The sequence below is a fragment of the Haloferax massiliensis genome (genome assembly GCF_001368915.1).
GTDB lineage: Archaea > Halobacteriota > Halobacteria > Halobacteriales > Haloferacaceae > Haloferax > Haloferax massiliensis.
Genome location: NZ_CSTE01000002.1, coordinates 108239 through 132973, shown reverse-complemented (window position 1 = coordinate 132973; position 24735 = coordinate 108239). Strand labels below are relative to the sequence as shown.

General features: G+C 66.2%; 25 protein-coding genes and 1 pseudogene. 14 read left to right on the top strand and 12 right to left on the bottom strand.

Annotation, left to right across the window (positions count from 1 at the left end; all coding sequences use genetic code 11):
• Window positions 1-334 precede the first annotated feature (334 nt).
• Both BN996_RS20770 and BN996_RS19710 read left to right on the top strand, forming a co-directional pair.
• Window positions 335-487: pseudogene (locus tag BN996_RS20770) on the top strand (integrase core domain-containing protein); the annotation flags it as partial.
• Between the two features lie 68 nt (window positions 488-555).
• Window positions 556-876 (top strand): hypothetical protein, encoded by a 321-nt coding sequence (locus tag BN996_RS19710; RefSeq protein WP_139043104.1) that lies wholly within the window; start codon window positions 556-558, stop codon window positions 874-876.
• A gap of 378 nt (window positions 877-1254) precedes the next feature.
• Here the strand turns inward: BN996_RS19710 and BN996_RS04775 are convergent, their stop codons facing one another.
• From BN996_RS04775 to BN996_RS04765, 3 genes are all read right to left on the bottom strand, one after another.
• Window positions 1255-2103 (bottom strand): eIF2B alpha/beta/delta subunit family protein, encoded by an 849-nt coding sequence (locus tag BN996_RS04775; protein WP_089777419.1) that lies wholly within the window; start codon window positions 2101-2103, stop codon window positions 1255-1257.
• Window positions 2104-2206: 103 nt separating this feature from the next.
• A complete protein-coding gene (locus BN996_RS04770; RefSeq protein ID WP_049920556.1) occupies window positions 2207-2443 on the bottom strand; it encodes a DUF5822 domain-containing protein in 237 nt (78 codons plus the stop codon).
• A gap of 132 nt (window positions 2444-2575) precedes the next feature.
• Entirely contained in the window at window positions 2576-3082 is a 507-nt protein-coding gene (locus BN996_RS04765) for a type IV pilin domain-containing protein (RefSeq protein WP_089777418.1), read from the bottom strand.
• Window positions 3083-3230: 148 nt separating this feature from the next.
• On the opposite strand from BN996_RS04765, the gene panB reads away from it, so the two are divergent.
• A complete protein-coding gene (gene panB / locus BN996_RS04760) occupies window positions 3231-4040 on the top strand; it encodes a 3-methyl-2-oxobutanoate hydroxymethyltransferase (RefSeq protein ID WP_089777417.1) in 810 nt (269 codons plus the stop codon).
• Between the two features lie 45 nt (window positions 4041-4085).
• On the opposite strand, the gene BN996_RS04755 is transcribed toward panB, so the two are convergent.
• The gene (locus BN996_RS04755; RefSeq protein ID WP_089777416.1) at window positions 4086-4868 is read right to left on the bottom strand and encodes an alpha/beta fold hydrolase; all 783 of its coding nucleotides are present in this window, start codon (window positions 4866-4868) and stop codon (window positions 4086-4088) included.
• A 251-nt stretch (window positions 4869-5119) separates the two neighbouring features.
• Here BN996_RS04755 and BN996_RS04750 point away from each other — a divergent pair, with 251 nt between their 5' ends.
• Both BN996_RS04750 and BN996_RS04745 read left to right on the top strand, forming a co-directional pair.
• Window positions 5120-5371 (top strand): Hsp20/alpha crystallin family protein, encoded by a 252-nt coding sequence (locus BN996_RS04750; protein WP_042662709.1) that lies wholly within the window; start codon window positions 5120-5122, stop codon window positions 5369-5371.
• Window positions 5372-7636, top strand: a complete 2265-nt coding sequence (locus BN996_RS04745) for a CDC48 family AAA ATPase (protein WP_089777415.1) — start codon at window positions 5372-5374, stop codon at window positions 7634-7636. It abuts the gene before it with no gap.
• Window positions 7637-7973: 337 nt separating this feature from the next.
• On the opposite strand, the gene bcp is transcribed toward BN996_RS04745, so the two are convergent.
• From bcp to priS, 3 genes are read right to left on the bottom strand one after another with little or no spacing between them, the layout of a single operon-like run.
• A complete protein-coding gene (gene bcp, locus BN996_RS04740) occupies window positions 7974-8441 on the bottom strand; it encodes a thioredoxin-dependent thiol peroxidase (protein ID WP_089777414.1) in 468 nt (155 codons plus the stop codon).
• Window positions 8442-8477: 36 nt separating this feature from the next.
• A complete protein-coding gene (locus BN996_RS04735) occupies window positions 8478-9458 on the bottom strand; it encodes a DNA replication complex subunit Gins51 (RefSeq protein ID WP_089777413.1) in 981 nt (326 codons plus the stop codon).
• Window positions 9455-10612, bottom strand: coding sequence for a DNA primase small subunit PriS (gene priS / locus BN996_RS04730; protein ID WP_089777412.1), 1158 nt, complete (start codon window positions 10610-10612; stop codon window positions 9455-9457). Before priS ends, BN996_RS04735 begins: the two co-directional genes overlap by 4 nt.
• Before the next feature lie 125 nt (window positions 10613-10737).
• On the opposite strand from priS, the gene BN996_RS04725 reads away from it, so the two are divergent.
• The 8 genes from BN996_RS04725 to BN996_RS04690 all read left to right on the top strand — a co-directional run bounded on the left by BN996_RS04725 (window position 10738) and on the right by BN996_RS04690 (window position 19194).
• Entirely contained in the window at window positions 10738-11715 is a 978-nt protein-coding gene (locus BN996_RS04725) for an aldo/keto reductase (protein ID WP_089779830.1), read from the top strand.
• A gap of 155 nt (window positions 11716-11870) precedes the next feature.
• Window positions 11871-13421: a substrate-binding domain-containing protein gene (locus BN996_RS04720; RefSeq protein WP_139043103.1), complete on the top strand. Its 1551-nt coding sequence runs from the start codon at window positions 11871-11873 to the stop codon at window positions 13419-13421.
• 126 nt (window positions 13422-13547) lie between these two features.
• A complete protein-coding gene (locus tag BN996_RS04715; protein ID WP_089777410.1) occupies window positions 13548-14495 on the top strand; it encodes a carbohydrate ABC transporter permease in 948 nt (315 codons plus the stop codon).
• Between the two features lies 1 nt (window position 14496).
• Window positions 14497-15582 carry a carbohydrate ABC transporter permease gene (locus BN996_RS04710; RefSeq protein WP_089777409.1) on the top strand — a complete coding sequence of 362 codons (1086 nt, stop codon included), beginning with the start codon at window positions 14497-14499 and terminating at the stop codon, window positions 15580-15582.
• A gap of 2 nt (window positions 15583-15584) precedes the next feature.
• Window positions 15585-16772 (top strand): ABC transporter ATP-binding protein, encoded by a 1188-nt coding sequence (locus tag BN996_RS04705; RefSeq protein WP_089777408.1) that lies wholly within the window; start codon window positions 15585-15587, stop codon window positions 16770-16772.
• 104 nt (window positions 16773-16876) lie between these two features.
• Entirely contained in the window at window positions 16877-17080 is a 204-nt protein-coding gene (locus BN996_RS04700) for a DUF8005 family protein (RefSeq protein WP_042662700.1), read from the top strand.
• 170 nt (window positions 17081-17250) lie between these two features.
• Window positions 17251-18351, top strand: coding sequence for a Gfo/Idh/MocA family protein (locus BN996_RS04695; protein WP_089777407.1), 1101 nt, complete (start codon window positions 17251-17253; stop codon window positions 18349-18351).
• 42 nt (window positions 18352-18393) lie between these two features.
• Window positions 18394-19194 carry a DUF8054 domain-containing protein gene (locus BN996_RS04690; RefSeq protein WP_089777406.1) on the top strand — a complete coding sequence of 267 codons (801 nt, stop codon included), beginning with the start codon at window positions 18394-18396 and terminating at the stop codon, window positions 19192-19194.
• 59 nt (window positions 19195-19253) lie between these two features.
• Here BN996_RS04690 and trmB read toward each other — a convergent pair whose 3' ends face one another.
• Window positions 19254-20315, bottom strand: coding sequence for an HTH-type sugar sensing transcriptional regulator TrmB (trmB, locus tag BN996_RS04685; protein WP_042662698.1), 1062 nt, complete (start codon window positions 20313-20315; stop codon window positions 19254-19256).
• A 129-nt stretch (window positions 20316-20444) separates the two neighbouring features.
• Entirely contained in the window at window positions 20445-21185 is a 741-nt protein-coding gene (locus BN996_RS04680) for a proteasome assembly chaperone family protein (RefSeq protein ID WP_089777405.1), read from the bottom strand.
• A 92-nt stretch (window positions 21186-21277) separates the two neighbouring features.
• On the opposite strand from BN996_RS04680, the gene BN996_RS04675 reads away from it, so the two are divergent.
• Window positions 21278-22435 carry a mechanosensitive ion channel family protein gene (locus BN996_RS04675; RefSeq protein WP_089777404.1) on the top strand — a complete coding sequence of 386 codons (1158 nt, stop codon included), beginning with the start codon at window positions 21278-21280 and terminating at the stop codon, window positions 22433-22435.
• 82 nt (window positions 22436-22517) lie between these two features.
• Here the strand turns inward: BN996_RS04675 and BN996_RS04670 are convergent, their stop codons facing one another.
• The 3 genes from BN996_RS04670 to BN996_RS04660 form a co-directional block, all read right to left on the bottom strand.
• A complete protein-coding gene (locus BN996_RS04670) occupies window positions 22518-22925 on the bottom strand; it encodes a universal stress protein (RefSeq protein ID WP_042662696.1) in 408 nt (135 codons plus the stop codon).
• Between the two features lie 91 nt (window positions 22926-23016).
• Window positions 23017-24396, bottom strand: a complete 1380-nt coding sequence (locus tag BN996_RS04665) for a bifunctional metallophosphatase/5'-nucleotidase (RefSeq protein ID WP_089777403.1) — start codon at window positions 24394-24396, stop codon at window positions 23017-23019.
• A 119-nt stretch (window positions 24397-24515) separates the two neighbouring features.
• Window positions 24516-24728 (bottom strand): dodecin, encoded by a 213-nt coding sequence (locus tag BN996_RS04660; protein ID WP_008576032.1) that lies wholly within the window; start codon window positions 24726-24728, stop codon window positions 24516-24518.
• Window positions 24729-24735: the final 7 nt, after the last annotated feature.

The window sequence follows — 24735 nt, the reverse complement described above, 5'->3', positions numbered from 1 at the left end:
TTGTGCAATTAGAAGAATATCTGAAATATAAATGGCGTTTTATATAAATGAGGTTCTGTTGAAACCCTCTTCACGTCTGGCGATTTGCTGAGAGACTAGTTTCTAACCGGATTGACGAAATCCGGTGGAAAGAGTAGCTCTTCGCAATGTCAACGCTGAAGGATTTCAACAGAGCCGGCACTGTCTAGTTAAGCCAGTTTGAGGAACGAGCAGGTCGTTGAGTTAGTTGGTCAAGATGCTCGCAGACCTGCTCAGCGAGTGCTTTGCGACGGATTTAGAAGAAACTTGGGAGCGTGAGCGGACGGCAACGCCCGTCAGGGCGTTCGCCGTCCAGCTCAAAATGCGAGTCGACCGCTTCCATAATTCGTGGGTGGGCAGTCACGGAAGCGTCCGCGAGTGGTTCATACAATTTGTGCAATACTACAACTTTCAAAGACCGCATCAAGCGCTCGACGGACGAACACCGGTCGAGGAGGCGACTAACTAGACAGTGCCACAGAGCCATAAATGACAATACAACAAGATCTATATTATGACAACTGGATTATACTAATGGTGTCTGGAAAGGACCAATCAGACAACAACGGTGTGTCGCTCAAAAGACGGACCATCCTCGGCGCAGTAAGTTCGAGTCTTGTTTCCACGGCATTTGCTGGTACCGCATTGGCAGACCATGGTCGAGACGACTCCGAGATTGAGTTACCCGATGTTACCATGGTTGATGGAGATCAGAAAGATACCATGGTTGCGTCGGCGCTCGATAGCCAGACTGTCCAGCGGGTTGCCAAGGACGGCTTGGGGATAAACCTTTCAGAGATTGACCGTGAAAAAGCGGTTGCTGCACGATTTGAGGCGACTACAGAAGGTGCCGTTTAGAACGCTATAGATCAATATCTTCCTTTCATGAGTGAATGTATCTGGATTGTATGTAGGCCCGAGCAACGGGCTATTCTGTTCTTTTGTGTTACGTATATTGGAGCGGTTCTCGGACTCCAACTCACAAACTGGGTTTGGAGCGATGAAAAAGGTACTAACGCATCCCCGTGGCCAGATAATTGGTGGCTAATCGCATTAGTCACGGTGATTCTCTACATGTCTGGGACCTTTAACTCAACATTCCTATTCTTTTGAAAATATAGCTCGAGAATTTCGTGAATGCGTGTTAAAAGGTATGGTTCATGACGGAAAGCACGCTACGACGTAGCCACATCAACCGCTGTATGGCGGTCCCGCAAAACCCCGAACTGTAGCCAGTTAGTACTCCAAGACACCTTCGTCGGTGATGACCTCGTCGATAAGGTCGACCGGCGTGGCGTCGTAGGCGGGGTTCTCCAACTCGATGCCTTCGACGGGTTCGAGCATGACTTCGGAGGGCGAGCGAATCTCGTTTTCGAAGCGGAAGCCGTCGTCGACGACCTTCGCGCCCGAGCCGACGACCGTGACCGGTACGCCAACTTCGTTTGCGGCGGCGACGAGCGGGAACGTCCCGATGCGGTTGTAGAGCGTCTCCTCGACGATGCAGTCCATGCCGATGATGACGCGGTCGCACTTCGGGAGGAACATCCCGGTCGCGCCATCGACCATCAGGTGTGGCTCGACCGCGTCGATGGCGGCGAGTTCGCGCGCGAACTTCCGGCCGAGGAACCGCGGGCGGGCCTCTGTCACGTAGGCGGTGAGTTCCGCGCCGTCGGCGACGGCGAGTTCGACGGCCTCCATGACCGTCGAGGAGTAGTCGTGGGTGAGGAACGTCTGACCGTCCTCGATGGTCGCGGCCGCCTGTTGGGCGGCGCGGCGCTTGCCCGTCTCGACGGTCTCGACCACGCGGTCGATGGTCGCCACGGTGAGCTCCCGCGCCTCGTCGAGGTCGTCGGCCTCGCCTTGGACGCTGTGGAGCACGTCCTGCAGGGCGTTGTACAGCGACGCGTGCGAGGGGTTCGCCCGCTTGAGCGCGCCGACGTTCCGTTCGAGGTCGCGTTCGAACTCCTCGACGGTCGCGTAGTCGCGCTCGGTCAGCTCCGCGAGCGCCCGCGTGGCCTTGACGGCGACGACCGAGGAGCTGTGCGTCTGCATCTCGCGAATCTCCTCGATGGTCTCGTCTATCATACGAGAACGTCGCCGTATCGTGTGAAAGAGTTTCCGGGAGCGGGCGACGTCGCGGTCGCCATCGCCGTCGTGGGCGCGGCCCCGCGGTCAGCCGCGGTCGGCCTCAGTCCTCCGCGTCGATGTCGGTGTCCAACTCGGCCTCGGGGGGCGTCCCGCCGTCGCCCGCGTTGGTCCGCTTGGCGTAGACGAACAGGGCGACGGCGGTCACGAACCAGATGACCGCACCGACGCGGACCGCGAACTCGGCGCGCGCGCCCCACGTCTGGAGCCCCGCGTTAATCGAGAGGACCGCGACGATGGGCGAGCCGACGAGAATCGTCGTGACGAACGTCATCTGCATGACCCACCCGTAATCGACGCCGTCCGGATTCGAGCGCTCGACTGGTTGCACGGGTAGCAGTTTCACGGCGACGGCTAATGCGTGCCGGTTCCCGCTCGCTGCGCGGGGGTCCGACGCCCCGGCCGCCGGGGCTCAGCAGGCGGCGTTCGTCGCGGTCGGCTCGGTCGGTATCTCGTAGTCGACGAGGACGCTCGACGAGCCGCCCTCGCGTTCGATGACGACGCGGTAGTGCTGGCCCGCCTCGCAGATGGGGCGGAGCGCGCTGTCGGAGCCGGCACCGTCGATGTGGGCGTACTCGCCCGCGGGGCCGACCGTCTCGCCGCCGGTCCACACGTCCTCCCACGCGATTCGGTTGCCGGCGTCGTCGACGACGAACACCTGACTGCCGTCTTCGATGCTGCCGAACTCGTGGGTGATGTTGATGTACGCGCCGTTCGCGCCGTTGCCCGGGCCGTCGGGGTGGTAGTCCACGTCGAACGACACCTGCGGTTGCGGCTCGGTGAGCACGTCTTCGAACCCCATCACCATCGCGCCGACCGTGGCGGCGAGGAGGACGACGATGACGACGAGAAGCGAGACGCCGACGACCGGCGAGAGGCCGCGGTTCGACCGGCGTTCGGTGGGGGACAAAGCGGGCATGCGTCGTTCGCACAGGCGCATTCCCCTAAGTAAAGTGTTACTTCGGACGGGGGGTCGGGGCGACCCGCGCGGACGCCGCGGGCGGCGGGGGCCCGCGTTCGGCGACGCGCAAGGGTAACCTGATAACGCGGACGCGCCAACGGCACGCATGGTCACGGTACGGTCCATTCGGGCGAAGGCTGGTAGCGAGCCTATCACGATGCTCACGGCGTACGACGCGCCGACCGCGAGCATCGTCGACGAGGCGGGCATCGACATCGTCCTCGTCGGCGACAGCATGGGCAACACGGCGCTCGGCTACGACTCGACGCTCCCGGTGACCGTCGAGGACGTGGCGAGCCGGACCGCCGCGGTGGCGCGCGCGGCCGACGACGCCCTCGTCGTCGCCGACATGCCCTTCCTTTCTGTCGGCGTGGACGAGGCGTCGAGCGTCGAACACTGCGGCCGGATGCTCAAGGAGGCCGACGCCGACGCGGTCAAACTCGAATCCGGCCCGCACACGGTCGAACTGACCGAACATCTCGTCCGGCTCGGCATCCCGGTGATGGCCCACCTCGGGCTGACGCCCCAGCGCGTCAGGGAGGTCGGCTACGGCAGGCAGGGAACCGACCGCGACGACGCGCGGGAGATTCTCGACCTCGCGAAGGCCCACGCCGACGCGGGCGCGTTCTCGCTCGTCCTCGAACACGTCCCGGCGAACCTCGCAAAACAGGTCACGGCGGCCATCGACGTCCCGACCATCGGCATCGGCGCGGGCCCCGACTGCGACGGGCAGGTGCTCGTCGTCGACGACGTAGTGGGCATGAGCGACCGAACCCCGCCCTTCGCGGCCCAGTTCGGCGACGTGAAATCGGAGATGGAGCGGGCGGTCGGCGCGTACCGGGACGCCGTCGAAGCCGGGGAGTTCCCGGCCGAGGAACACAGCCACGTCGAAGACGACCTCGACGAACTGTACTGAGGGGCCCCGTTCCAGACACCCGAACTCGCGCCCGGTTGCGACGACCTACGCGACGCGGCGGTCGAGGAACGACTTCACGGCCTCGTTGAACGCCGCCGGCCGTTCGAGCATCGCCAGATGCGCGGCGTCTTCGACCGTCCCGAGTTCGCAGTCGGGCATCGTCTCCGCGAGGTACTCGTGGTACGACGGCGGCGTGAGACGGTCGTACTCGCCGACGAGCGCGAGCGTCGGAACCGAAATCTCGCCCACCTCGTCGCGGACGTCGAAGGTGTGACACGACAGGAAGTCGCGGCGGGTGACGGCCTGTCCGGCGTCGTACATCGCTTCTTTGGAGCCCTCGACGAGTCGCTCGTCGTCGGCGTGGAACAGTTTGTCCTCGCCGTGGAGAAAGGAGACGGCGCGGTCGAAGTCGTCGTCGAGCCAGTTCAGCAGGTCCGAGAGCACGGCGAGTTTCGCGCCCGTCCCCGCGAGCACCAGCGCGTCGAGGTCGAGGTCGCGTTCGAGCGCGAGCGTCAGGACGACCGCGCCGCCGAGCGAGTTGCCGACGAGGACGCTCGCGTCGGTCTCCTCGGCCACGGCGACCACGTCGTCGACGTAGGCCGACAGCGTCTCGTAGCCGGCGTCGGCGTCCACGTCGTCGCTGTCGCCGTGGCCGCTCAGGTCGAGCGCGGCGACCGGGTAGTCGTCGGCGAGGCGGAACTGGCCGCGCCAGACGCCGTGTGCGCCGCCGCTCCCGTGTACACAGAGGAGCGTCGGTCCCTCCCCGCCCGCGTCGCGGTATCGATAGGCTGTCTCCCGTCCGTGGTGGTCAACCGAGGCCGTCTCCATACCTCGAAACTGGTCGCCGCGAGCCAATAAACCCCCACGCAGGCACCGAGTTTCGGCGGCGGAGCGCCCCGACCGACCGGGCGGCCGACTGCCGAGGCCACTAGTTTGACGTTACTCCGCCGCGAACAGTACGGTGAGGCGTGGCGACTGTGAACCGCAATTCAACCGAAGTGCGGAATATCGGTGTCGTCACCCGATTCGGCGGAGAAAGATTTATATATTCAAAACGCTAACCTTGGGTTAGACTTATCATGAGCATGCAACAGTTCGCCGGCGGGAACGAGCGGTTCATTCGCCGGTACGAATACGAAGACAGCTGGGTCATCGCGGCCGACGTGGGTCTCTCGGAAGACGAGATCGACGTGGACATCGTCGGGTCGACGGCCATCGTCGTGGCCGACACCGGCGACCGCGTGACCGAGACGGAGTTCGAACTTCCCGCCGGCGGCGACGCCGACGTGGCGGTTCGGAACGGCGTGCTCACCATCACCCTCACCAAGTAAATGAAACTCATCGTCAAACCCCTCAAGCAGAAGGACGCCGGCCGCGGGCTCGCCGCCATCGACCGAGCCGCGGCCGCGGAACTCGACCTCGAAGGCGGGGATTTCATCCGCATCGACGGTCCGAACGACGGGACCGCCATCGCCCGCGTCTGGCCCGGCTACCCCGAAGACCAGGGCACGGGCATCATCCGCATCGACGGTCGCCTCCGCCAGCAGGCCGGCGTCGGCATCGACGAGCGCGTCGACGTGGAGAAAGCCGACGTGAAGCCCGCAAAGCGCGTCACCATCGCGCTCCCGCAGAACCTCCGCATCGGCGGCAACATCGGGACGTACATCCGCGACAAGCTCTCCGGCCAGCCGGTCGCGCAGGGCCAGAGCGTCCAGCTTCCGCTCGGCTTCGGCTTCATGAGCGCGTCGAACCAGTCGGTCCCCATCAAAATCGCGTCGACGGACCCCGACGGGACCGTCGTCGTCACCGACAACACCGAGTTCCAGGTGAGCCAGAAGCCCGCCGAGCAGATTAAAGACGCCGCGCCGGGCGACGAGGGCGGCCCCTCCGTCACCTACGAGGACATCGGCGGCCTCGACAAGGAGCTCGAACAGGTCCGGGAGATGATCGAACTCCCGATGCGCCACCCCGAGCTGTTCAAGCGCCTCGGCATCGAGCCGCCGAAAGGCGTGCTCCTCCACGGCCCGCCGGGGACGGGGAAGACGCTCATCGCGAAGGCCGTCGCCAACGAGATCGACGCCTCGTTCCACACCATCTCCGGCCCGGAGATCATGTCGAAGTACTACGGGGAGTCCGAAGAGCAGCTCCGCGAAATCTTCGAGGAGGCGACGGAGAACTCGCCCGCCATCGTCTTCATCGACGAGATAGACTCCATCGCGCCCAAGCGCAGCGAGGCCGGCGGTGACGTGGAACGCCGCGTCGTCGCCCAGTTGCTGTCGCTCATGGACGGCCTCGACGAGCGCGGCGAGGTCGTCGTCATCGGCGCGACCAACCGCGTGGACGCCATCGACAACGCGCTCCGCCGCGGCGGCCGGTTCGACCGCGAAATCGAAATCGGCGTGCCGGACCGCGACGGTCGCAAGGAGATCATGCAGGTCCACACGCGGAACATGCCGCTGACCGACGACGTGGACCTCGACGCCTACGCCGACAGCACCCACGGCTTCGTCGGGGCGGACCTCGAATCGCTGGCCAAGGAGTCGGCGATGCACGCCCTGCGGCGCATCCGCCCGCAGCTCGACCTCGACGCCGAGGAGATAGACGCCGAGGTGCTCGAAGGCCTCAAAGTCACGGAAGACGACTTCAAGCAGGCGCTCAAGAGCATCGAACCGTCGGCGCTCCGCGAGGTGTTCGTCGAGGTTCCCGACGTGACCTGGGAGGACGTGGGCGGACTCGAACCCACCAAGGAACGCCTCCGCGAGACCATCCAGTGGCCGCTCGAATACCCCGAGGTGTTCCAGCAGATGGACATGGACGCCGCCAAGGGCGTCCTGATGTACGGCCCGCCGGGCACGGGGAAGACCCTGCTGGCGAAGGCCGTCGCCAACGAGGCGGAGTCGAACTTCATCTCCATCAAGGGCCCCGAACTCCTGAACAAGTTCGTCGGCGAGTCCGAAAAGGGCGTCCGCGAGGTGTTCAAGAAGGCCCGCGAGAACGCCCCGACGGTGGTGTTCTTCGACGAGATAGACTCCATCGCGACCGAGCGCGGCCGCGACTCGTCGAGTTCGGGCGTCACCGAGCGCGTCGTCTCCCAACTGCTCACCGAACTCGACGGCCTCGAAGCGCTCGAAGACGTGGTCGTCATCGCGACGACCAACCGGCCGGACCTCATCGACTCGGCGCTCCTGCGCCCCGGTCGCCTCGACCGCCACGTCCACGTGCCCGTCCCCGACGAGGACGCCCGCCGCGCCATCCTCGACGTGCACACCCGCAACAAGCCGCTCGCGGACGACGTGAACCTCGACAAAATCGCGTCCAAGACCGACGGCTACGTCGGTGCCGACCTCGAAGCGCTCGCCCGCGAGGCGTCGATGAACGCCTCCCGCGAGTTCATCCGGAGCGTCGAGAAAGAGGACATCGGCGAGAGCGTCGGGAACGTCCGCGTGACGATGGAACACTTCGAAGACGCGCTCGACGAAATCGGCGCGAGCGTCACCGACGACGTGCGCCGCCGCTACGAGGAAATCGAAGAGCGCTTCCAGAAGAGCGAGGTCGAACGCGACCGCGAGACGGAAGTCGGTCGCACCTTCCAGTAAGCGCCTCGTAACCCGGCTCAAGCGGTTTTTCGAAGTGATTGTCCCCGAGCGGTGGCGCTGTCGGCCGCGACAGCCCAGCCAGTTCGCGGCGACTGTTCGTCCGCCGCCCGCCGCGGCGGTGGCGACCGTCACGTTCATATCACTCCCATCTGCTACGTAGTGGTACGCGGTTCTCGGGATACGAAATAATAAACGAGTCCTACGTTTGTTTCACCGGAAATGCGGTGTGTCTCCCGGCGTTTGTAAAGAATGTACTCGGCCGGTAGTTGTCGTTTCGGCGCGGGACGGAACCCGGACGGTCCGGCGGAGCGGTCGCCCGGTCGGGGCGGCGTCCCCCTCAGCCGTCGAGTTCGTCGAGGTCGGCGAGGATTTCGTCGGCGTGGCCGTCGGGCGAGACGCCCTCGTAGACCCGTTCGACGGTCCCGTCGGGGCCGACGAGATACGAGTTGCGGAAGACGCCGTCGAACGTCTTGCCGAACATGTTCTTTTCGCCGTAGGAGTCGTACGCCGCGGAGACGCTGCCGTCTTCGTCCGAGAGGAGCGTGAACGGGAGGTCGTACTTCTCGGCGAACGAGTCGAGGTCCGAGACGGGGTCGTCGCTGATGCCGATGACCGCCGCGTCGCGGTCTTCGAACTCGTCCCACGAGTCGCGGAAGCCGCAGGCCTCGGTGGTACAGCCCGGCGTGTCGGCGCGCGGGTAGAAGTAGACCACCACGTGTTCGCCGCGGAAGTCGGACAGCGAGACGAGGTCGCCGCGCTGGTCGGGGAGTTCGAAGTCGGGGGCGTCGTCGCCAATTTCGAGCATAGCCACCAGTTCCGGCGGCGGAAAGAAGGGTCTTTCTCAGTCGAGTTTCTCGGCCGCGCCGCGTTCGACCAGCGGGTCGGCGTTCGCCGACGGAAGCGTCACCACGTCCTCGGTGGCGAGGTCGTACTCGCGCTCGTCGACGCCGAGGATGGTCCCCACGTCGGCGGTGATGCGCACCGTCTCGCGCTCGTCGGCGAGGCCGGAAAGCGGGTCGTCGGCTGACGGCTCGACCGTGTCGGCGTCGTCCGCCGACGGGGCCGCGGTTTCCGGGTCGGGTTCGTCCGGCGGAACCGCCGGGCCGGAGTCTGTGGGGGTGGAGTCGGCGGGTTCGGAGTCGGGTTCGACCGCGGCGGCCTCGGTGGCCGGTCGGTCGGTCCCCGTCTGAGGCGTCGGCTCCGGGTTCGAAGCGCCGTCGCCGGTCCCACCGCCCATCGCGTCCGCGAGCACGTCGCCCGCGGCCGAATCGCCGGTGGGGGTCTCGGAGCCGCCAGCGTCGGTTCCGGTGCCGGTCGGCGCGGTCTCCGGGTCAGGCTCGTCCGGCGGAATCGCGGGACCCGACCCGCCGGGCGCGTCCGGTTCCGCGGTCGCCACGTCGGTCGCCGCAACGTCGTCCCGCGGGGAGTCGGCGGCCGACACGTCTTCGAGCGCGGACAGCACCGTGCCGCGGTTCTCCTCGATGCGGTCGACGAGGTCGTCGAACAGCCGCTTTTCCTCGCGGGTCAGCCCGTCCGTCTCGGAGGACATCCCCGCGGCCGCGAAGCTCGCGGCCTTGACGACCTTGCCGACGCGGCGCTCGTAGATGGAGGTGACGACCTCCTCCGCGGTCTCGATTTCGTCCGTGAGCCGCCGAATCTCCGGCGAGTAGTGGGTGCCGAGCTGTTCGGCCTTCTGTTCGCGTTTCGCCTTCTGCTCGGCGATGAACTCCGCGACGTCCTCGTAAAACGACTCGCGGAGGTGCTGTAAGCTGTCTTTCTGTCGCTCCGTCCGAAGCACGCTCCTGAGGTCGTCTACGTTCATTCTGTCACCTTCTCGGCTCGGCCGCGGGTCATGAGAAACACGCCGAGGCTCTCGTCTACTGACTGCACGCCGGAGTCGAGTGTAAAGCTATCGCCGTCGAACTCGACTTCGCCGGCGTCGGTCACTTTCACGGCGATGTCGCGGCCGCGGAAGCGGTCCGGCACCGCGTCCGACAGGGGGTCGAAGTCGTCGATCTCGTCGCGGTCGAGCGGTTCGACGACGAGTCCGGACCCGCCGTGGAGGCTCTTGGGGAGGCGAATCAGCCGCTTCGTGTCGGTCGTCACGGGTTCGTCTATCGGCGAGGTCTCGTCCTCGACGGTCTCGTGTGCGAGCGCCTCGACCAGCGTCCGGACGCCGGGGCCGCCGGCCTCGACGTTGCCCTCGCGGACGGCGTCGGGGTTGTTGCGGAACGCGCCGAGAATGGTTTTCGCGCGCCCGTCGCCGATGCCGTCGAGTTCCTTCAGCCGCGAGAGCGCGGCGTCTTCTTCCATCTCCAACAGCGCGTCCACGAACGCGAGGAGTCGCCGGTGGGTCCGCCGGCCCCACCCGCCCTCGGTTCGGAGGACGCGCTGAGTCGTCGTCCCGTGCTGTCGCGTCTCGATGAGCGCGTCGAAATCGAGGTCGATGGCGCGGATGTAGTCGACCACCTCGCGGCGGGCCTCGCTGTCGAGGCCGCGGACCGACTCGTCGCGCACGTGGACGTGGTAGCCGCGGCCGCCGGAGAACACCGCCTGCATCTCCTCGAACGCGAAGTCGTCTTCGAGGAGGTCGAGGAGGTCTAACAGGGCATCTTTCCCGGCGTCGAGCATGTCGGCGTAGCCCGTCGTCTCGGGGTCGACGCCGGGGAGGTGGTCCGCGTCGATGTCGAACACGAGGTCCGCCTCGCGCCAGCCCTTGTCGTCCATCGAGGACGCGCCGGGGTCCGCAAACCGGGCCGACGAGAAGTAGACGTGCCGGGGCGCGCTCCGGGCGAGGTAGTCCGAGAGGTCGCCGAGGTCGAGAAGCGACTGGTGGCGGTGCATCCGCGTGCCGCCGGCCGACCACGGGATGACACCCCACTCGCGTTCGCCCGGCGCTGGCGGGAGCGGAACGTCGGTGCTCCGGTAGTAATCGCCGAAGCGACCTTCGAGGTACTCGCGAGTGCGCCCGTCCATACACCTCGGGTTCCGGTGGCGCGGGTAAAGCGATTACGTCTCCGCGCGCCCGTGGTCGTTTCTCTCACTACCGTAGTGTGCGCATGCTTATCATTGTCGTTCGTGTATGAACCGGTGTGACCGACATGGAGTACACCTACCTCGGCGACACCGGCCTCGAAGTCTCGCGGCTCTGTCTGGGCTGTATGAACTTCGGCTCCAGCGCGGAGTGGATGATGAACGACAGGCAGGCGAGCCTCGACCTCGACGACAGCGCGCTCGACGCCGGCATTAACTTCCTCGACACGGCGAACGCCTACTCCCACGGGGAGTCGGAGGAAATCGTCGGCGAGGCTATCGCCGAGCGCGACCGCGAGGAACTCGCCATCGCGACGAAGGTCTACTTCCCGATGGGCGACGGGCCGAACAAATCGGGGCTCTCGCGCAAGCACATCATCGACCAGGCGCACGCGAGCCTCGACCGCCTCGGCACCGACTACATCGACCTCTACCAGATTCACCGCTGGGACGACGGCGTCCCCATCGAGGAGACGCTGTCGGCGCTCGACTACCTCGTCGAGGAGGGCCTCGTCAGGTACGTCGGCGCGTCCACGATGTCGTCGTACCAGTTCACGAAGGCGCTGTACACGGCCGACGTGGAGAACCTCGAACGCTTCGCCTGCATGCAACCGGAGTACAACGCGGTCGACCGTCACGAGGAGGCGAACCTGCTTCCGGTCTGCGAGGGCGAGGGCGTCGGCGTCATCCCGTGGTCGCCGCTCGCGGGCGGTTTCCTCACGGGCAAGTACGAGCGCGACGCCGAGGTGCCCGCCGACACGCGCGCGGAGTCCGACGAGTACACGTCGAACCGCTTCACCGACGAGAACTGGGCCGTCCTCGACGCGATTCGGTCGCTCGCCGAGGAGAAAGACGCCACGCCCGCGCAGGTGTCGCTCGCGTGGCTCCTCCACAAGCCCGTCGTGGACGCGCCCATCATCGGGCCGCGACGACTCGACCACCTCGAAGAGAACGTCGGCGCGCTCGACGTGACCCTGAGCGACGACGATATCGAGCGAATCGAGGCACCGAAGTCGCCGCGGTGGCCCGCGCCGGGGAAAGACTAAACCCCCGGGAACCTAACCTTCACGTACAATTATTACATATTCGGGACTGGTTGATTTTCGAGCCGTCGAGAATATTATCAAGTAATTTACTACAACAGCGGTAGTGGCCAGCACCAAAACTATAAATAATCACTAATTGTAGAATACAGACTGTAATGGTTGATGCTGACTCACGCGAGGGCGAGCGTACTGGCGTCTCTCGACGCAGTTTTGTGAAGGCGGCCGGCGCATCGGGCGTCGCCGTCGGGCTGGCCGGATGTATTAGCACCGGCGGTGGAGACGGAAACGGCGGCGGCAACGGCGGCACGGACGCCGACACCGACACGCCGATTAACACCGAAGAGACAACCGACGAAATCACGCTTCAGTGGGCCGCCGACACCCGGGTCGCGGAGGCGGAAGCGGAAGTCGTGCAGGCGCTCCGGGACGCGGGCCTCCCGGAGAACATCGACATCGACATCCTCGCCGGCTCGCAGGTGACCGACAACAGACAGGCGCAGTATCAGCAGTGGCTCTCCGGCGGTCGCTCGGAGCCGACGCTGCTCATGATGGACAGCGGGTGGACGATTCCGTTCATCGCCCGCAACCAACTGCAGAACCTCTCGCAGTCGCTCCCCGATGAGTTGACGTCGACCATCGAAGAGGAGTACTTCGAGGCCAGCGTCTCGACGGCGATGGGACCGAACGGCGACCTCTACGGTCAGCCGCTGTTCCCCGACTTCCCGACGATTCAGTACCGGAAGGACCTGCTCCGCAACGCGGGTTACACGGACGAGGACTTCTCGACGTGGGCGACCGAGTCGATGTCGTGGGAGGAGTTCTCGCGGATTACGAGAGAGGCGCTCGACGCCAACGAAGACATCGAGAACGGGTTTACGTTCCAGGCGAACGTCTACGAGGGCCTGTCGTGCTGTGACTTCAACGAGTTCATGACCTCGTACGGCGGCGCGTACTTCGGCGGCCGCGAGAACCTGTTCGGCCCCATCGGCGACCGCCCCATCACGGTCGAAGAGGAGCCGGTCATCAACGCGATTCGGATGGTTCGGACGCTCATCCACGGCGAGGACGACGAGTACGCCCTCGACGGCATCACGGGCGGCATCTCGCCCGAAGCGGTCCTCCAGTGGACCGAGGACCCGTCCCGCCAACCCTTCACGACCGGCAACGCGGTCATGCACCGCAACTGGCCGTACTCCATCGTCATCAACGGCGCGGAGCCGTCGGCGGAGAACGAGCAGACCGGCTTCGGCGAGGACCTCGGCGTCATGCCGATTCCGTACGGCGTCACCGCCGACGAGGCCCAGTACGAGGGCACCGGCGGCCCCGTCGCCGCACTCGGCGGCTGGCACATGACGATGAACCCGAACTCGTCGGACGAACAGAAGCAGGCAGCGGTGCAGGTGCTTCGGACGATGCAAACCGAGCAGTTCCAGCTCGACATGTTCCGCATCATCGGCTGGATTCCGCCGCGCCCGTCGCTGCTCGACTCCGACGAGGCCGCCGAGGTGCCCATCATCGGCCGCTACCTCGACGCCCTGAAGGTCGCCGGCGAGAACGCGATTCCGCGGCCGGTCACCGTCGTCTGGCCGCAGCAGTCCGGCCGCATCGCTCAGGAGGTCAACGACACGTTCGCCCAGGAGAAATCCCCCGAACAGGCGATGTCCGACCTCGCATCACAGCTCGAACAGATCGAGCAGAGCGCGTAGAGTAACGTCTTTACCGAGACGTAACCAAGATACACGTTATCATTTGACATGGCTACAGAACAACAATCAGGGGAAGCACTTTCCGACACCCGAAACAGCGGCCCGTACGCCTCGGCCGTCAACTGGATGGAGTCGCTTTCCGAGACGCAGTTCGCGTACCTGCTTTTGACGCCCGCGCTCGTCCTCTTGGGGGTAATCGCCGTCTACCCGCTGGTCTCGACGTTCAGCATGTCGCTGTTCGCAGACCAGTTGACCGGGAGCGCGCGGCTCGGCGAGTTCGTCGGACTGCAGAACTACGTGGACCTGTTCACCGGCGCGCGGAACTACGCGCTGCCGTCGCAGTTCCTCCCGACGTTCACCTCGGAGTTCCCCTTCGTCACGAACATCTACTCCAGCGCGCTCGCGGTGACGCTCATCTTCACCGTCTTCAGCGTGCTGTTCGAAACGCTCATCGGCTTCGGTCAGGCGCTCATCCTCGACCAGGACTTCCGCGGGCGGCGGTGGGTCCGCGTCGCCATCATCATCCCGTGGGCCGTCCCCATCGTCATCCAGGGGATGATCTGGTACCTGATGTTCCAGCCGAACATCGGCTTCCTCGTCGGCACGACCGAGAACCCGGCGCTGTTGAACCAACTCGGCCTCATCGGCACCACGCCGCTTCGGAACACCGCCGACGCGCTGTTCCTCATCATCGTGGCCGACGTGTGGAAGACCTCGGCGTTCATGGCGCTTCTCATCCTCGCGGGGATGCAGAGCATCGACCGGTCTCTGTACGACGTGGCGAAGGTCGCCGGCGCGTCGCGCTGGCAGCAGTTCAAGCTCATCACCTTCCCGCTCATCCTGCCGACGGTGCTCGTGGCGATGCTGTTCCGCACCATCGACGCGATGCGCGTCTACGGTATCATCCAGACCATGGCCGGCTGTCAGACGGTCCCGTCGTTGTCGTGTCTCGTCGTCACGACGTTCAACACGCCGCTGTACGGGACCTCGGCGACCGTGGCGTTCGTCACCGCGGGCATCATCGCCGTCGTGGTCTCGGTGTACATCGTGAACTTCGCCAGCGAGGGTCTCTGAGATGTCCAACGAAACTCCGGGAGCCGGCATCGGCTCCGACGACGCCGACACGAAACGCGGGCCGCTCGGCCGCTGGGTCGACTCGGCCATCAAGAACCCCGACAGGGTCTACCGCGCGATGTTCTACGTGGCGATGCTGTTCTTCCTCGTCACGACGCTGTTCCCGTTCTACTGGCTGCTGGTGCTCGCGCTCACGCCGAACAACCTCATCGCCGACATGGGGCTCGTGCCGAACGGGTTCAACCCGCAGGTGTTCGTCGCCATGTTCGAACGGGTGCCGTTCCACTACTACATGTTCAACAGCTTCGTGCTGGGCATCACGACCACCGTGCTCGTGTTGCTCATCGCCAGCCTCGCGGGGTACGTCTTCGGTCGCCTCCGGTTCCCCGGCAAGGGCGTGCTGATGCTCGGCATCCTCGCCATCAGCTACTTCCCCCCGGCGGCGTTTCTCATCCCGCTTTTCGAGCTGTTCACCGGGAACACCTCGCTCACCGTCGGGATGGTGACGATATCGACGCCGGACCTGTTCAACACGCCGGCACCGATGGTGTTCCCGTTCAGCGCGCTGTTCCTGCCGCTGTCGATATTCATCCTCACGACCTTCTACGGGCAGATTCCCGACGGGTTGGAGGATGCCGCGCGGGTGGAGGGAACGACCCGACTGGGCGCGCTATTCCGCGTCATCGTGCCGCTTTCGGCACCCGGCGTGGCGACCGCGGGCGTCCTCACGTTCATCAGCGTCTACAACGAGTTGGAGGATGCCGCGCGGGTGGAGGGAACGACCCGACTGGGCGCGCTATTCCGCGTCATCGTGCCGCTTTCGGCACCCGGCGTGGCGACCGCGGGCGTCCTCACGTTCATCAGCGTCTACAACGAGTTCTTCTTCTCGTTCCTGATGAACAACGGCGAGGCCGACTCGTGGGCCCCCATCGTCGCGGGTATCCTGAAGTATCAGGGGCAGTTCGACACCCCGTACAACCTGATGGCCGCCGCCTCCATCGTGGGAGTCTTACCCGTGGCCATCCTTGTCATCATCGCACAGGAACGCATCGTGAGTGGACTGACCGCAGGAGCGCTGAAGGAGTAATCATGGGAGACGTAACACTCGAACACGTAAGCAAGCACTACGACGACGTAACGGCGGTCGACGACATGAACCTCGACATCGACGACGGAGAATTCATCTGTCTCGTCGGTCCGTCGGGGTGCGGGAAGTCGACGACCATGGAGATGATTGCGGGCCTCACCATCCCCTCGGAGGGGAAGGTGTTCATCGGCGACCGCGAGGTGACGAACCTCCCGCCGAAGGACCGCGGGGTGGCGATGGTGTTCCAGAACATCGCGCTGTTCCCCCACATGGACGTCTACGACAACATCTCCTTCGGGCTCCGCCTCCGCAACTACGACAAGGAGGAAATCGAGCGCCGCGTCGAGCGCGCCGCCGAAATCGTCCAGTTGCAGGGGATGCTCGAACGCATGCCCGACGAGATGTCCGGCGGCCAGCGCCAGCGCGTCGCCATCGCTCGCGCCATCGTCCGCAACCCCGGCGTCTTCCTGATGGACGAGCCGTTAGCGAACCTCGACGCGAAGCTCCGGGTCCACATGCGGACCGAACTCCAGCGCCTCCACAAGGAACTGGACACGACCATCATCTACGTCACCCACGACCAGGCGGAGGCGATGACGATGTCCGACCGCATCGCGGTCATCGACTCCGGCCAACTCCAGCAGATAGACCCGCCGCTGGTCTGTTACAACGAGCCGTCGAACCTGTTCGTCGCGGGCTTCATCGGCTCGCCCTCGATGAACTTCCTCGACGGCGAAGTCACCGAAGGCGGCTTCGTCTCGACCAACATCGACGTGGAGTTCGACCCCGCCGACCTCGGCGTCGAACCGGGGACGGACGTCACGATGGGCATCCGCCCGGAGGACGTGTACCTCGTCGAAGAGGAGTCGCTTGTCTCGAACCCCAGCCGCCGCATCGACGCCGTGACGGACGTGCTCGAACCGATGGGCGACGAGATATTCGTCTACCTGAAGCTCTCGGAGTCGGCCGAGACGGACCTCGAAGACACGAGCGGCGTCGCCAACGACCAACTGCTGATGAGCGTCGCCCCCGACACCGACATCGAGGAGGACGAGGACGTGACGGTCGTCCTCGACCGCTCGCGCGTCCACCTCTTCGACACGGCGACGGGCGAGGCCATCAGCCACGGCATCGAGACGGCCGTCCAGACGAGCGGCGCGGCCGGCACGGAAGCCGAAAGCGACGACTGACGCGCCCGTAAAACGGCCCGCGTCGGTTCGTCCTCGACCCCGCACGCGACTCGCACAGCCCGCACAACGCTCACCGAACCCACCCACAGCACACACTCACACCCATGGTCAACGAACTCGGATTGTTGTACCTCGGCGGCATGACCGTCCTGTTTTTCTTCTGGGCCTACGGTATCGTCTCGTTCCTCCTCGACCTGAAGAACAAGTTCATCCCGAAGGGGAGGCAGTACCTCCGCGGACGGCGTCGGCTCAAGGAGGAACAGCGCCGCGAAGAAGAACGCAAGGAGCGAGAAGAACAGCTCTACTGAACGCCGACTCGACCCGCGTGTCCCGTCTCGTCTCGCCCCGTCTGGTCCGGCTCCATTGCACGCCACCCGTCGCAGTGAGAACGCTTGCTAACCGGGGTCTCGCGGTCGATTCTGGCAATTCAGCCCAAAGAACGTGAAACTTAACACCACCAGTAGTTAATCATCGAATCATGAGCACGGAATCATCGGTCCGAATCGGTATCGTCGGACTCGGAAACATCGGACACCACCACGCAGACCGCCTCGTCGACCTCGGCGCGACCCTCGTCGGCGGCCTCGACATCATGGCGGACGCCCGTCGGCGCTTCGCGGAGAAGTACGACGTGAACACCTACGAGGAGAAGTCGGAACTGTTCGAGGCGGTCGACGCGGTCATCATCACCACCCCGAACCGCTTCCACGAGGAGTACGCCGTCGCCGCGCTCGACGCGGGCCTCGACGTCCTGCTCGAAAAGCCGCTGGCGCACTCGCTCGAATCCGCCGAGCGAATCGCCGAGGCGGCCGAGGAGGCCGACGGCTTCTGCATGGTCGGCTTCAACAACCGCTTTGCCAACCCCGTCGAGGTCGTCCGCCACCACTACGAGGAGGGCCGCCTCGGCGACGTCACCCACGTCGAGGCCAACTACGTCCGCCGCCGCGGCATCCCCGGCCGCGGGTCGTGGTTCACCTCGAAGGAGGTCGCGGGCGGCGGGTCGCTCATCGACATCGGCGTCCACGCCATCGACCTCGCGCTCTACTTCCTCGACTTCCCCGAGGTCGTCGAAGTCTCCGGCGTCACCCGCTCCGAGTTCGGCGACCGCGACGACTACACCTTCGTCGAGATGTGGGGCGAGGACGTGGGCCCGGAGGCCTTCGACGTGGACGACTCCGCGAGCGCCTTCATCCGCACCGACGAGGGGACGACCATCTCCCTCGAAGTCGCGTGGGCGACGAACCGCCCGACCAACGACGAGTTCTTCCTCCGCGGCACGGAGGGCGGCGTGCGCTTCGACCGCGCGAGCCACGATCTCCAGTTCTACGAGGACGGCGTCGGCGGCGGCAACCACCTCTCGACGACGGACGTGGTGACGCAGGACAACGACACCCACAAGACCGAACAGGAGGCGTTCCTCGCGGCCGTCGCCGAGGGCGAACACCCCGGCCGCAACACGGTCGAACAGGGCCTCGCCGTCCAGCGCGTCATCGACGCAATCTACCGCTCGTCGGAGACGGGGAAGGCGGTCCGCCTCGACGCGGCCGAGACCGAGACCGAGACGCCCCCGGCGAACTGACCACCGCGAACGCGAACACCTCTCAGTCCCACTTCTCACACCATGTCCGTCATCGACTCACTCAGGCGCCCGGAACACACCGGCGAGAACCGCTGTCTGCCGTGTACCGCCGTCAACGTCGCAATCGTCGTCGTCGTCGGTCTCGCGGTCAGCGTGCTCTCGCCGGTCGCCGGCCTCGTCGTCCTCGTCGGCGGCGCGCTCTCTGTGTACCTCCGGGGCTACGTCGTCCCCGGCACGCCCTCGTTCGCGCCGCAGTTGGTCGGCGCAGTCGGCCTCGCCGGCGTCTTCGACCACGGCGACGAGGGGCCGGCCTCGGACCGCCGCTCGGAATCGCTCGACGCCAACGTCGACCCCGACGTGATGCTCTCGGCGCTCCTGAACGCCGGCGTCCTCGTCGAAGAAGAAGACGGGCTGTTCCTCACTGACGACGCCCGCGAGGAGTGGGAGTCGACGATGGCGACGCTCCGGAAGACCACCGACGAGGAACTCGCCGAGGCCGTCGCCAACGCGGTCCCGTTCGACGCGACGGTCGACGCCGAGTTCGATGGCATCTCGCTCGACGGTCCCTCGATGTCCGTGTGGATTTCCCGGCCGCAGGCCATCGCGGACGTGGCGACCCTCTACACGGTCGTCGAGCGCGGCGTCGACCCGATGGTCGCGCTCGCGGCCACGGAGCCGATGCGGATGTTCGCCGAGGTCTGTCCGGACTGCGGCGGCCCGGTCGAGGAGACGACGACGCGCAACTGCTGCGGCGGCACCGCGGGGCTGTACGACTCACCGGAACACGAGGTGCTCGGCTGTGCGGACTGCGGCGCGGTCGTCTACGAGTTCCCCGACGAGTAGCCGTCGCTGGCGAGGGCGGCGGGCCCGAAAAGCTACGTGCGGTGACTGACGACGCGGCTTCAGACGATTTCGTCGCGGTTCGGAACCTCGTCGCGGCCGAGCAGAATCTCCTGTCCTTCCACGTCTTCGAGCGCGGCGACCAGTCCGCCGACTTCGACGACGCTCTCTTCGGTCTCGATGTGGAGCGACGCGACCTCCTCCGTGTCCTCGAAGGCCGTCTCGATGACGCGGCCCTCGACCACGACGGGGTCGCCCGTCTCGATGTCGCGGCCGGAGACGGAGGCGTAGAAGTCGCCGTCTATCTCGCGGATGTCCTTGACGGCCCGGCGGATGGAGGCGTAGCGGCGCGGGAACGGCCGACGCTTGCCGTTGGCGACGATGGTCTCGGCGGTGGTCCAGAGGACGGTCCCGAAGAAGCCGCTGACGAGGAAGCCGAGCGCGGAGCGGTTGAAGATGACGCCGTAGCGGTCGCGGTCGTCTCGGAGGGCGTCCTGCGTCGCGTAGATGGAGTACTCGCCGTCGGCGACCGCGAGGACGGGCGAGGTGATGCCGCGGCGGGCGCGGGCGATGGTCGCCACGTCGAGGTAGTTGAACTCCTCGGGGTCGGGCGCGCGGGAGGCGGGCGTGACGAGCAGGTCGATGCTGACGCCGCTATCGATGGCCGCCGCGAGGTCGTCGCGGAAGCGACGGAGCAGGTCGGGCGTCAAAGAGAGCACGAGTTCGTACTCGGCGGCCTCGATAATCTCCTCGATGTAGCGGAGGATGGTCGACCGCGACTTGACGAGCGAAACCGCCTCGGTGTCGCGGGCGGGGGCGGTGTACCGCGCCTCCAGTTCCTCGATGAGTTCCTCCAGCGAGGTCTTGACGTTCGCGAAGGCGTCGTCGGGGTCGACGGCGACGATTTTCATCGGCCGCGACTCGCGGAGTTCGACGAGGCCGCGGTCGGACAGGCTCCGGACCGTGTCGTACACCCGCGGCTGGGGGATGCTGGTTCGGTCGGCGATTTCGCTCGCCGTCAACTGTCCGTGTTCGAGGACGGCCAGATACGCGTCTATCTCGTACTCACCGAGGTTGAAGCGCTCACCGACTCGCTCCATGGTGAGCCGCAGTTCGTCGGCCATGCTCGTGACGTGTACGGCATCACCTAAATCATTTACTGAAATCCGAGTAGCACGAAATTCCGAAAACAAGTGGCACAACTGATAGCAGGGTGGCCGCCGAATATCGCGGGACGGCGGGCGAATCGCCCCTCACATGTACATCCGGTCTTCCGGGAGGTCGGCCTCGCTGTCGTGGAGTCGCTCGGCGAGTTCGGCGTAGTACTGCTGCACCTCGGCCGCAAAGGACTCCAGCGGCGAGGAGTCGACGCCGAGGTCGTACACGTCGTCGGCGGCGTCGACGAGTCGAATCGCCGCCTCAACGTCGGGGACCTGCGCGTGGACGGGCGTGACGTAGACGCCGACGCCGAGGGGCGACCCGATGCCGCGCTCGACGAGCGCCGCGTTGGTGCCGTCGAAGAATCCGCGCCCCATCGGCGGGATGTCGCTGTCGGCGAGTCGCGCCTCGCGGTAGTCGTCGGTGGCGATGTAGAACACGCGGTGTTCGTCCGGGCCGTGGGCCATCGGAATCCCCGACAGGACGGCGAGTTCCTCCACCTGATTTCGTTCGGTCCACTCCAGGATGGCGTTTCCGAACTGCGTGCCGTGGACCGCCGGGACGAACAGTTCGCCGACGAGCACGGTCACGTCGAGGTCGTCGCGGGAGAACAGTCGCGTGTGGTGTCGGGGCCGCCCGTCCTCGAAGGGCGTCACCGCCGGGAGGCCCTCGACGGTGAGGTGACCGGTCTGTTCGAGGTCGAGGTGGTCGACGATGAAGTCGACGGCCGTGAGGCCGGCGAGTCCGAACGACGAAAAGCCACAGAGGAGCGCTCGACTGGGCGGGGTGTCGTGCGTTATCCGGAAGTCGGGACGGGAGGTCGTCGCGTTGCTCATACTAATATTGCGACGCCCCGACACTTAGCCGTTCACCGCGACCGCCCCCCGTAGTAACAACCCTTTTTTCGCCGCTCCCCGTTGCGGTTTCCATGCACGGAGTCGAGGGGGTTGCCGACGTGTCGGGCGCGTCGGGCGGGGTACCGACTGCGGGGATCCACGTCGCGGTCGCCCCGCTCCAGTCCACGGCGCTCACGCCGCCGACGTTCGTGCCGGAGTACCTCTTGTTCCCGGGGTGGCGCATCGCCGTCGCGCTCGTCATCGTCACCCTGTCGGTCGGGCTCTCGAAGTACATCGTCCGCCTGCTCGGCCGGCCGGTCGCCCGGCAGTTCCGCCGTCAGAGCGTCGCCCAGACCGTCCTCCGAATCGTCCGCCTCGCCATCGTCCTCGTCGGCGTCGGCGTCGGGGCGAACGTCCTCGGCCTCGAACTCGGCGACATCGTCCTCTCGGTGACGGTGTTTTCGGCGGTGCTCGGTATCGTCCTCGCGCCCATCGTCGGGAGCATCATCAACGGGGTGTTCGTCCTCTCGGACCAGCCGTTCGAAATCGGCGACATGATCGAACTCGACGACGGCACGAAGGGCTTCATCGACGAGATTACCCTGAGCTACACGAAGATATTCACCCTCGACAACACCTTTCTCGTGATGTCGAACTCGAACATCCGCGACCGCGACGTCATCAACTACTCCGCGGAGGACGAGCGGACCCGCCTGTCGCTCGACGTGCTCGTCACCTACGAGTCGGACATCGACGCCGCCCGCGACCTCGTCGAGCGCGCCGCCCGCGACTGCGACGCGGTGGTTGAAGGCGGGCCGGACATCCGCATCGGGAGCGCCCGCTACCCGGCGAAGCCGACCGCCTACATCAACTCCTACGCCGACAACGGCGTCCTCCTGCGCCTCCGCTACTGGGCGCTGAAACCGTACAAAATCGGCCGCATCCAGTCCGAGGTCCAGACGCGGCTCTGGACGCTCGTCGAGGAGTCAGAGGCGACCGTCGAGTTCGCCTACCCGCACACCCACCTCGTCTTCGACGAGACGAGCGGGAGCCTCCACGTCACCGGCGACGAGGCCGCGAACCGGCGTCACGCCACCGCGTCGCCGGCACCGGGAGCGCCTACCCACCCGGTCTCCGGGGAGGGCGGCGAAGCCCCGGTCGATGCGGCTGATTCGGCCGACGCGGCCGACGCGACTGACTCCCCGAATTCGGCTGACGCGGAGTCGACGGACACCGCCGACGACGACTGAGCGGGTAGCGCCCGAGACGGTCGGCACTGGGGCGGCGGCGGAAACGGAAAACCGACCGAACCCGAACCCGAGCGTCGCCGGTTCAGTCGTCCGCGCGGACGGTGATGACCGTGCAGTCGAGCTTTTCGCGGAGGAACACGTCGATGTCGGGGTCGTCGAGGAACCGCCGGAGCATCCGCCGCCAGCGGCTCGCCTGTTTCGACCCGATGACGACGATGTCGGCCTCCTCGGCGGCGACCTCTTCGAGAATCGTCTCCTCGACGAGGAAGCCCCGGCGGACCACGTAGCGCGCGCGGACGAGCGGGCCGAACTCGCCTTCGACCGCCCGCTTGAGTTCGGTCCGCGTCACGCCGCGGTTCGACTGGTAGAGGTCGACGTGGAGGACCGTCAGTTCGGCGTCGCGCTCTCTCGCGACGCGGACGGCCTCTTCGAGCGTCGCCCGGGAGTGCTTCGAGAGGGGGTATCGAACCGGGACCACGACCCGTGTCATACTCCGAAGCCACTCGCCGGGCGTGCGTGAACCTTTCCCTCTCGGACGGGTTCGCCGGCGGCCGCGTCTCGGTTTCGGCCCCGTTCCGCGCTCAGTCGTCGGCGCGGGTGGCCGACCGGCGCTCGATGCGGCCCTCGACGGCGGCGTCGAAGCCGACCTCGCGGGCGTACCGCGCCAGCGCGTCGTGTTGAATCTCGAACTCGCCGACGCGGTGGGCCTGCGTGATAGCCGGGAACTCCTGTGTGCTGTGCAGCAGGTAGTCGCTCGTGGCGACGGTGTAGCGCGCCTCGGGGTCGATTGGCTCGCCGTCGACGAACGCCTCGACCACCTCGTCTCGGTCGTCGTCCCAGACGATGCGCGCGCCGCTGACGTGGGCGTGCCACCAGTCGGGTTCGCCGAAGCCCATCTCGGCTCCGCGGGCGGCTCCGAACGCCGCCAGTAGCTCCGTGCCGGTCACCTCGGCGACGACGAGGTGTTCCTCGAAGGGAACGAGGCTCACGAGGTCGGCGTGGGTCACGTCGGGGCCGATGGGCGGGCCGGAGCGGATGCCGCCGCTGTTCTGGAGCCCCACGTCCGCGCCGGTCGCCCAGCGGTAGGCGTCGGCGATGGCGTTGCCGACGCGGCACTCGCCGGCCGCGACGGTCTCCTCGGCGCGGTCCATCGGGCGGTCGATGCGACAGAGAACTTCGTCGAGCCCGGCGGCGTCGACTCGCCCCTCCAGCGCCGCCACCAGTCCCTCGTCGGGTCGGTACTCGGCGGTCCGGTGGCGGACCGTCTCGATTCGGTCGGCGGCGACGCGGACCTCCCAGACGACGTGGCCGTTCGCGCCGGGGCGGACGATTGGCACGCCGTCGACCACGTCGTCGCGCTCGGCGTGGACGTGGCCGCCGAGGACGAGGTCCACGTCGCACCGCGCGACGAGTTCGTCGTCGCCGCTCCCGAGGTGCGAGAGCGCCACGACGAGGTCCGCGCCGTCGTCTCTGAGGGCGGCGGCCGCGTCGGCGGCGGCCTCGTAGGGGTCCGAGAAGTCGAGGTCGACCGCCTCGGGGTTGATTGAGCCGGTCGCGGGGTCGGTGACGCCGAAGAAGCCGAGCGTCAGCCCGTCGACCCCGCGGGTCGTCCGCGGGACGGTTCCCTCGGCGGCGGCGAACCGGACGCCGCCCTCGCCGCGGACGTTGCTCGTAACCCACGTCGGCCGGCTTGCGGCGACGAGTTCGCGGGTCCGGCTCGCCCCGTAGTCGAAGTCGTGGTTGCCGAACGTTTCGAGGTCGGCGTCCACGGCGTCGTAGAAGTCGAGCGCCTGCCCGCCGCGCTCGACGAGCGAGAGGACGCCCGGCGCGGTGTTGTCGCCGGTGCCGACCACGAGCGAGTCGTCGCCGGCGAGGGCGCTGACACAGCCCGCGAGGCGGCCGGCGCGCTCGGTGTCGTCGAAGACGTTCTCGATGTCGGAGTAGTGGAGGAGCCGAGGCATTCGCTTCTCGAATGTGGCGGTGCGGGCGGATAAGAAGCCGTCGGGACGGCCCGCGGGTCGGGCGAGACAGCGCAGAACCGGCGCGACTGCCCTCGCCTCGACGCGGGCGAGTTACGTCTCTACTCGTCGTCTTCTCCTTCGAGTTCGAACGCGACTTCGACCTCGGCTTGGTACTCCCGCGTCTCGACGGACGCGAGTTCGACGCCGAGCTCCTTTACTTCGACCCAGTGGACGCCCGCGAGCGTCTCCTCCGCGCGGTTAATCGCGTCGTCGACGGCGGCGTCGAAACTCTCTGCACTCCGACCGACGAGGGTGATTTTCTTGAACACCATCTCGTCG